Source organism: Anaerococcus sp. (genome assembly GCF_022770135.1).
Classification (GTDB): domain Bacteria; phylum Bacillota; class Clostridia; order Tissierellales; family Peptoniphilaceae; genus Anaerococcus.
On record NZ_JALEIL010000025.1, the window covers coordinates 1 to 6,995 of the forward strand.

The window sequence follows — 6,995 nt, forward strand, 5'->3', positions numbered from 1 at the left end:
TTTAACAGAAGCTACTGTGTAAAGTGTAGACCCAGCTTGGTTTATTAAGCTTCTCCCTGGCTCAATTCCAACTCTTTTTATAGGGAGGTCAAGCTCTCCTATTTTTTCTTCAATATACTTAATAAACTCTGGCAAGAATTCTTCAAGGTCGAGTGACGGATCTTTTTCCTTCTGACTTACGCCAAAACCTCCTCCAAAGTTTATATTAGTAAATTCATATCCTAAGTCATCGCTCATCTTTTTGGTGAAATTTAGGAGGAAATTGCTTTCTTCTATAAAAAACTCGCCTTTAGTGACTTGGCTACCTATATGGGCATGGAAGCCTTCAAGGTCTACGTAAGGATCTCCGATAATCTCTTGGATATAGGACGTAAGTTTTTCATCTCTGATATTTAAACCAAATTTCGAATCAGCATTTGATGTTTGGATAAACTTGTGAGTATCAGTTACTATATCTGGATTTATCCTTAGAAGGACCCTCATCTTTTTCTTATATTTTCCTAGAAGCTCTGATAAAAGATGGAATTCTGCCATATTATCAATAATGATAAGGCCAATATCATTTTCTATAGCCATGATAAGCTCTTCTTCTAGCTTGTTGTTGCCGTGGAAGTGGATTTTCTGTGGATTTATCCCAGCCTTAAGGGCGAGATATAGCTCGCCACCACTTACTACATCAAGGTCTAGGCCAAGGCATCTTACAAGACCTAGGACATACAAGTTAGAAAAGGCCTTTGATGCATAGACAATTTCTGTCTCAAACTTATCTGATTTGAACTTATCCATAAATACCTTGGCCGTGTTTTCAAAAAGCTTCTGATCATATATATACAGCGGTGTATTGTATTTTTCCTTAAGCTTATTTACAGAGACCCCTCCTATATGTAGGCTATCTCCTATCCATTCCATGTTCTTTCTAAGCATCTTTCCTCCTATAAATAAAAAATCATGAGCAAAAGTCCCATGATTATCCTTTCGCCCCCAATGTAAGAAGTACTCCATAGAAAAATGGCGTTTTCCTATGACAGCCGCATCCTTATTCAGAAATGCGACCAACACCTAAGCATTTCGGCAATTATACCTTTCGAAATCAATCTAATAATTATAACCGCGACCTCTTACTTACATCGTTTAATTGTTGTAATATAGACTATCACTTATCGGCTCAAATGTCAAATAATAAATATATTTTTAATTTTATCCACTTTGCTTTTTCTTGCTAACCCCTTAAATTTAAAGCTTTGTATCATAAGATGAAAAATTAATAAAATTTTATCCATTTGCATTATTTTTATAAATATGTAAAGTATTTAATAATATTAATTATAGGAGAATAAGAAAGGAAAGATAATGATTAAAGTTGCAAAATTTGGTGGCTCATCGCTCGCAAGTGCTGAACAAATCAAAAAGGTAGGTCAAATAATAAAAAACGATCCAGATATAAGAGGAGTAGTCCTCTCTGCTCCAGGCAAAAGGAATGATTCTGACACAAAGGTTACAGACCTTCTTATTAGACTCTTCAAAGAATATTCTAATTCTAGCGATTCTTACATAAATACAAGAGATAAAATAATTGAAAGATACAGACAAATCGGTGAATGCTTGAATCTTGACTGCGATTTTATCGAAACTTATAAAATAGAGCTTAATCAAATGCTAGAAAATATTGACGATGACTTCTACCTTGAAAATGCCCTTAAATCATGTGGAGAGGACTTTAACGCAAGGCTTGTCTCAAGATATTTGAATACTCTTGGTCTTAGGGCCAGATACGTCTCTCCTAAGGAAGCTGGAATTGAGCTTGATTATGTGCTAAATGAACCTGTAATTTCAGATAGGACTTATGAGAATATTAAAAAGTTAAGAGATATTGATGAACTTATAGTTATGCCAGGCTTTTACGGAATAAATAAGCAAGGCAAAATCCTAACCTTCCTAAGGGGAGGATCTGATATAAGTGGGGCAATTCTTGCTAGGGGCCTTGGCTGTGATATTTACGAAAACTACACAGATATGTCCTATATTTACTCTGCCCATCCAAAGATGATCGAAAATCCAAAGCCAATCAAAAACATTACCTATGCAGAAATCAGAGAGCTATCCTATAATGGATTTGAGATTTTCCAGGAAGATGCAGTCGAGCCCCTCCTTAAGCAAAATATTAAAATCTGTGTCAAAAACACCAACAAACCTTACGAGGGAGGCACTATAATCGAGCAAGATAGGTCCGATGTAGGTCTCAATCCTGTTGTAGGTATCTCCAATGTCGGTAAGTTTATCTCCTTTAATATCACAGAATATCTGATGAATAGGAAGGTCGGTTATATAAATAAGCTCCTCGATATATTCGAATACCAACATATTCCTGTCGAGCACATACCTACTGGAATCGACTCTTTGTCAATCCTTATTAGAAAGGAGCATATTAAAAGCGAATCGGAGATGCAAAGTCTTAAGAATGCAATAGACGAAAACTTTTCCTATAACAAGTTTGATATCAAGGATAACCTTGCATCAATTGCTATAGTTGGCGAAGGACTCACTAATGACATGACCCGAGCTTTATATCTAATAAGCAAGTCCTTGAATGAGGAAAATATTAAAATCGAGTTTATCATCCAAGGAGCTTCCAACAACTCCCTATTCCTCTTTGTAGATGAAAAAGATGAGAAACTTGCAACCGAAAAGCTTTATTCTTATTTTATGTAAATATACTTTATCACTTCCTATTATATATACAAAAAGGATAGGCTCTAGATTTTAATCTCCGCCTATCCTTAGTTTTATTTCTTCTTATTTATTTTTAGCCCCGCAAGTGATACAGTAAGATCTGATAAGCTCAGGATGGCTGGACTTATTCCCGTCTTAGGATTTTTATCTGCCTTTGTATCTCCCTTGTTCTTATCGCTTACTTCATTTATTTTCTCATTATCTTTTGCTAATTTTTTTACTTCATATACCTTATTAAATTGGGCAGGATATGAGTTCATTACTATATCATTATGGCTTATTTCATACCTATCTCCAACTCTTAGGTCCTTATCAAAATATTTCTTCGATAAAGTATACAATTCTCCTTCAGATCCTTCTTTTTCTACAATAACAGCTTCTTCATTTATTTCCTTAACTATAAATTTTTCAGAAATCTTATTCTCATCCATTGAGTCATTTGCTTCTTCTATTTTATAAATTTTAGAAAACTGGCCAGGATCTGACAACAAGTTAATTCCATCACTAGTAATATTGACCTCTTTGCCTATCGTTAGTTCAATATCCTTAAAATCTTCCTTAGGGACTGAAACCAAATCTGAATCCTCTACCTTTTTGTTAAGTATTACAGATTCATCTCCGATTTCTTTGATGACATAAGTTTCTTTTACCGCATCTTTAACATTTTCTTTGATTTCAGTTTGTCCTACTTCAGTATTTGCTGCAAGGCTAGGATTTATATTTGCCATGGCCAGAGCGAGTATTAAACTTGTAATTATAATTTTCTTTTTCATAAAAGTCTCCTTTTATTTTATAATAACAAATATTCTATTAAATTTGTATAAAGATTTAAAAAGAGGACCGAAGTCCCCTATAAATATAATCCTATACAAATTTCAGCTTCATATCATAAGTAAAACTAAGATTTAACTATTCTGTTACTCGAAGTTATAAAAAGCTTCAGTGATTCGCTCACCCATATTTCTCAAAACTCTTAGTTCATTTTCATTATCGTAGTATTTATCTGTTTTCATAGCAACAGCTAGGGAAAATCTAGTTGAGCCTACATCAATTATAGCCACATCTAATTCTTGTCCCCTGTCTGGATTTTCTCCAGATTTATTAATTCCTCTAGCGTAAGGTGGAAGATTTGCAAGTAATTTGCTTGACTTAGTGTTTGTATTAGTCATCGAATCTTTTATTTTTTCTGCACTTCTTTTGCTTATAAGCTTAGGATTATTTAACTCTTCCATAGCTCTTATTAGATCAGATACATCTACCATATTTTCCTTGCCAGGTTTTGCTAATTTCCTGTTTAAGGAAGTTCTATTTGATCCAGTAAGTTTTTCTATTGTATTATTTACTGAGTAAAATCCACCTAAAGCATCTATAACCCTATTTGTGGCGTAATTATCAGACCTATTAAGCATTGAGTGGATATCATTAATTAAGGAATCTGTATCTTTTAAAGTTCCTCTTTCAATATTTTCATAGGCACTTATAGCGATAAAGACCTTGATAGTTGAGGCTGAAGGAAGAGAGTCACTAGTATTTCTGTAATCGACATCAACATCGCTATCTCCTTCAAGGGTTTTAACAGCGACTTGATAAGATCCTTCTACCTTATCCATTTCTTCTGTTATTATATTTGATATTTCTTCATTTAGCTTATCGTTTTTATCTTCTTCCTCTAAGCTATCGGTTTCTCCTAGGTCATCATCAAAATCTTCCGTGCTTTCCTTGTCATTTTCCTCAAATATAATGTCTAGATCGTAATCCTCGTAATAAACAATATCAGAAGCATAAGAATCATCCATCCCTAGACCTACTATTAATAAAGCAAAAGCCAGTAAGTATTTTTTCAAAATTTTACTCCTAAACCAATAATTTTTTTCCATCATTATAGACTTCATCTATTATGGCAGATCCTATACAAACTTCTCCTTGATAGAAGACTGCTGCCTGGCCTGGAGTTACTGCCTTAGTCCTATCGTAAGTAACTTCTACCTTACCATCTTCTAGGACCTTAACGTGAGCCTTGATATCAGCTTGTCTATATCTAAACTTTGCTGTGCAGTCGAACTCTTTTGGAATTTTCTTGTCAGTAAAGGTCGAAAACTCGCTTGCGTATAACTTATTTGAGAACAGAAGGGGATTGTTTTTTCCTTGGCAGACTATGAGCTCATTTTTCTTTAAGTCCTTGCCGCAAACAAACCAAGCCTCTCCTTCTCCTCCGATTCCAAGTCCTCTCCTTTGGCCTATGGTATGAAACATTAGTCCATCATGTTTTCCAAGGATATTTCCCTCAGTATCTACTATATCTCCAGCTTGGGCTGGTAGGTAGTTTGACAAGAATTCATTGAAGTCTCTTTCACCTATAAAGCAAATTCCTGTAGAATCCTTCTTATCAGCTGTAGCTAGCTTGTACTTATGAGCTATTTCTCTTACTTCGCTTTTTTGTAACTCTCCTACAGGAAAAAGCACATCTTTGATTTGCTCTTGGGAAAGCTGACTTAGGAAATATGTCTGGTCTTTATTGGAATCTAGGCCCCTAAGCATTACTGTCTCATCCCCTGACCTGTCGACTCTCGCATAATGGCCGGTTGCTACATAGTCTGCTCCCAAGGACTTGGCAAAGTCTAAGAAGGCCTTAAACTTAATTTCCTTGTTGCACATTATGTCTGGGTTTGGAGTCCTACCTTTCTTGTATTCATCAAGAAAATATGTAAAGACTCTGTCGTAATACTCTTTCTCAAAGTTTATTGAATAGTAGGGAATACCTATTTGATTGCATACTGCTACCGCATCTTCGTAGTCGACTTCTGCTGTACAAACTCCATTTTCGTCTGTATCATCCCAGTTTTTCATGAAGATTCCTACTACATCGTAGCCTTCTTCCTTAAGTAGTAGGGCTGCCACAGAAGAATCCACTCCCCCGCTTACTCCTACTACTACTTTGGTATCTTTTTTGTCTTTCACTTAATCACCTCTCTTAGAACTTCCATTAGATAGTCTATATCGGAAAGTTCATTCTTAAAGCCAAAGGAAAATCTCACCGAATGAAGGGCCCTGTCCTCATCATAAATATTTGTTATAACCCTACTTGGCTCAAGTGCTCCTGCCCTACAAGCAGATCCTGCTGATGCACATATTCCCTTGATATCTAGATATGTTAATAGAAAATCCGACTTATAATCTGGAAAATAAATATTAATTATATGATCTGATGAATTTTCTATGCCGCCATTTACTTCGTAGTCTATCCCTGTGGAAGAAAGCTCCTTAAGGAAATATTTCTTTAACTTTCCTATCCTTTCTCTTTCTTCGATTGTCTTATCAAAAGCGATGCCCATTGAATAGGCTCCCATAACAAAGGAAGTACCTGCTCTTCTATTCTTCTCTTGCTCGCCTCCCTTGATAAAAGTCTCTAGGTCATTTCTCAAATACAAGATTCCAAAACCATTTACTCCACCAACCTTATGTCCTGATAGGGAAAGTGAGTCACAAGCAATTTCATCGACATCTATATCGACATGACCATAGGCTTGGACAGCATCTACGTGGAAGTGAATATCTTTATCCTTAAGATAAGCTCCAATCTCCTTAACTGGCTCAATTGTCCCAAGCTCATTATTTACAAACATGACTATAACAAGCTTGGTTTCTGGTCTTATCTTACTCTTTAAGTCATCTACACTGACAAGGCCTTCCTCATTAGCCTCAAGGTAGGTCACCTTCTCCCCCTCCAGGGTATTTAGGATAGAGTCGTGCTCTATATTGGTCGAGATAATCTCCTTTCCCCTAAAGGCGTTGATTACAGTATTATTAGATTCACTGGCTCCTGAAGTAAATATTACACTTTTAGGATCTGCTCCAATGGAATTTGCAATTTTTGCCCTAGAAGCTTCAAGGATTTTCTTAGCCTTCCTGCCTAAGCCATGTGTTGAGTCAGGATTGGCATCGAAGGAATTAAAATCATCCATTATCTCTTCCATTATTTCTTTTCTTTTTAAGCTTGTAGCTGCATAGTCTAAATAAATCATATTACCACCTATTTTCTAAATATACTTTAAATCGGCTAAATTTAAAGCATGCAAAGAAAAAACCCTCATCCAATGAGGGATAGAGTGTAGACAAAGTAACTTCAATCGAAATTTATTTTATCGTTAAGTTACCCTTATCTCGACTAAGAGAGTGAAACGAACGCATGGAGAGATCTCATTAGATTTCTCCGCTCACTCCGTTCGGTCGAAATAAGGGTTATTTTGATTTTGTCAACAGTCTGT

General features: G+C 35.6%; 6 protein-coding genes and 1 riboswitch. Of the genes, 1 reads left to right on the forward strand and 5 read right to left on the reverse strand.

All coding sequences use genetic code 11. The features are described from left to right. Positions 1–924 (reverse strand): diaminopimelate decarboxylase (locus tag MRZ08_RS01105; protein ID WP_297378288.1); only part of this gene is annotated, 924 nt, incomplete at its 3' end. Positions 925–983: 59 nt separating this feature from the next. Continuing rightward, a riboswitch (Lysine riboswitch) is annotated at positions 984–1,128 on the reverse strand. Between the two features lie 222 nt (positions 1,129–1,350). On the opposite strand from MRZ08_RS01105, the gene MRZ08_RS01110 reads away from it, so the two are divergent. Then, a complete protein-coding gene (locus MRZ08_RS01110) occupies positions 1,351–2,709 on the forward strand; it encodes an aspartate kinase (RefSeq protein WP_297378291.1) in 1,359 nt (452 codons plus the stop codon). Positions 2,710–2,783: 74 nt separating this feature from the next. On the opposite strand, the gene MRZ08_RS01115 is transcribed toward MRZ08_RS01110, so the two are convergent. From MRZ08_RS01115 to MRZ08_RS01130, 4 genes are all read right to left on the reverse strand, one after another. Then, complete coding sequence (locus MRZ08_RS01115; protein WP_297378294.1) at positions 2,784–3,503, reverse strand: hypothetical protein; 720 nt, start codon at positions 3,501–3,503, stop codon at positions 2,784–2,786. Between the two features lie 144 nt (positions 3,504–3,647). After that, positions 3,648–4,574: a serine hydrolase gene (locus MRZ08_RS01120; RefSeq protein ID WP_297378297.1), complete on the reverse strand. Its 927-nt coding sequence runs from the start codon at positions 4,572–4,574 to the stop codon at positions 3,648–3,650. A gap of 10 nt (positions 4,575–4,584) precedes the next feature. Next, positions 4,585–5,688, reverse strand: a complete 1,104-nt coding sequence (mnmA, locus tag MRZ08_RS01125) for a tRNA 2-thiouridine(34) synthase MnmA (RefSeq protein WP_297378300.1) — start codon at positions 5,686–5,688, stop codon at positions 4,585–4,587. Beyond that, the gene (locus tag MRZ08_RS01130) at positions 5,685–6,752 is read right to left on the reverse strand and encodes a cysteine desulfurase family protein (protein ID WP_297378303.1); all 1,068 of its coding nucleotides are present in this window, start codon (positions 6,750–6,752) and stop codon (positions 5,685–5,687) included. Before MRZ08_RS01130 ends, mnmA begins: the two co-directional genes overlap by 4 nt. Positions 6,753–6,995 lie beyond the last annotated feature (243 nt).

Excerpts from the sequence above, each read along its gene's own strand:
- MRZ08_RS01130 (WP_297378303.1), bottom strand. The coding sequence starts at position 6,752 with ATGATTTATTTAGACTATGCAGCTACAAGCTTAAAAAGAAAAGAAATA.
- MRZ08_RS01110 (WP_297378291.1), top strand. The coding sequence starts at position 1,351 with ATGATTAAAGTTGCAAAATTTGGTGGCTCATCGCTCGCAAGTGCTGAA.
- MRZ08_RS01115 (WP_297378294.1), bottom strand. The coding sequence starts at position 3,503 with ATGAAAAAGAAAATTATAATTACAAGTTTAATACTCGCTCTGGCCATG.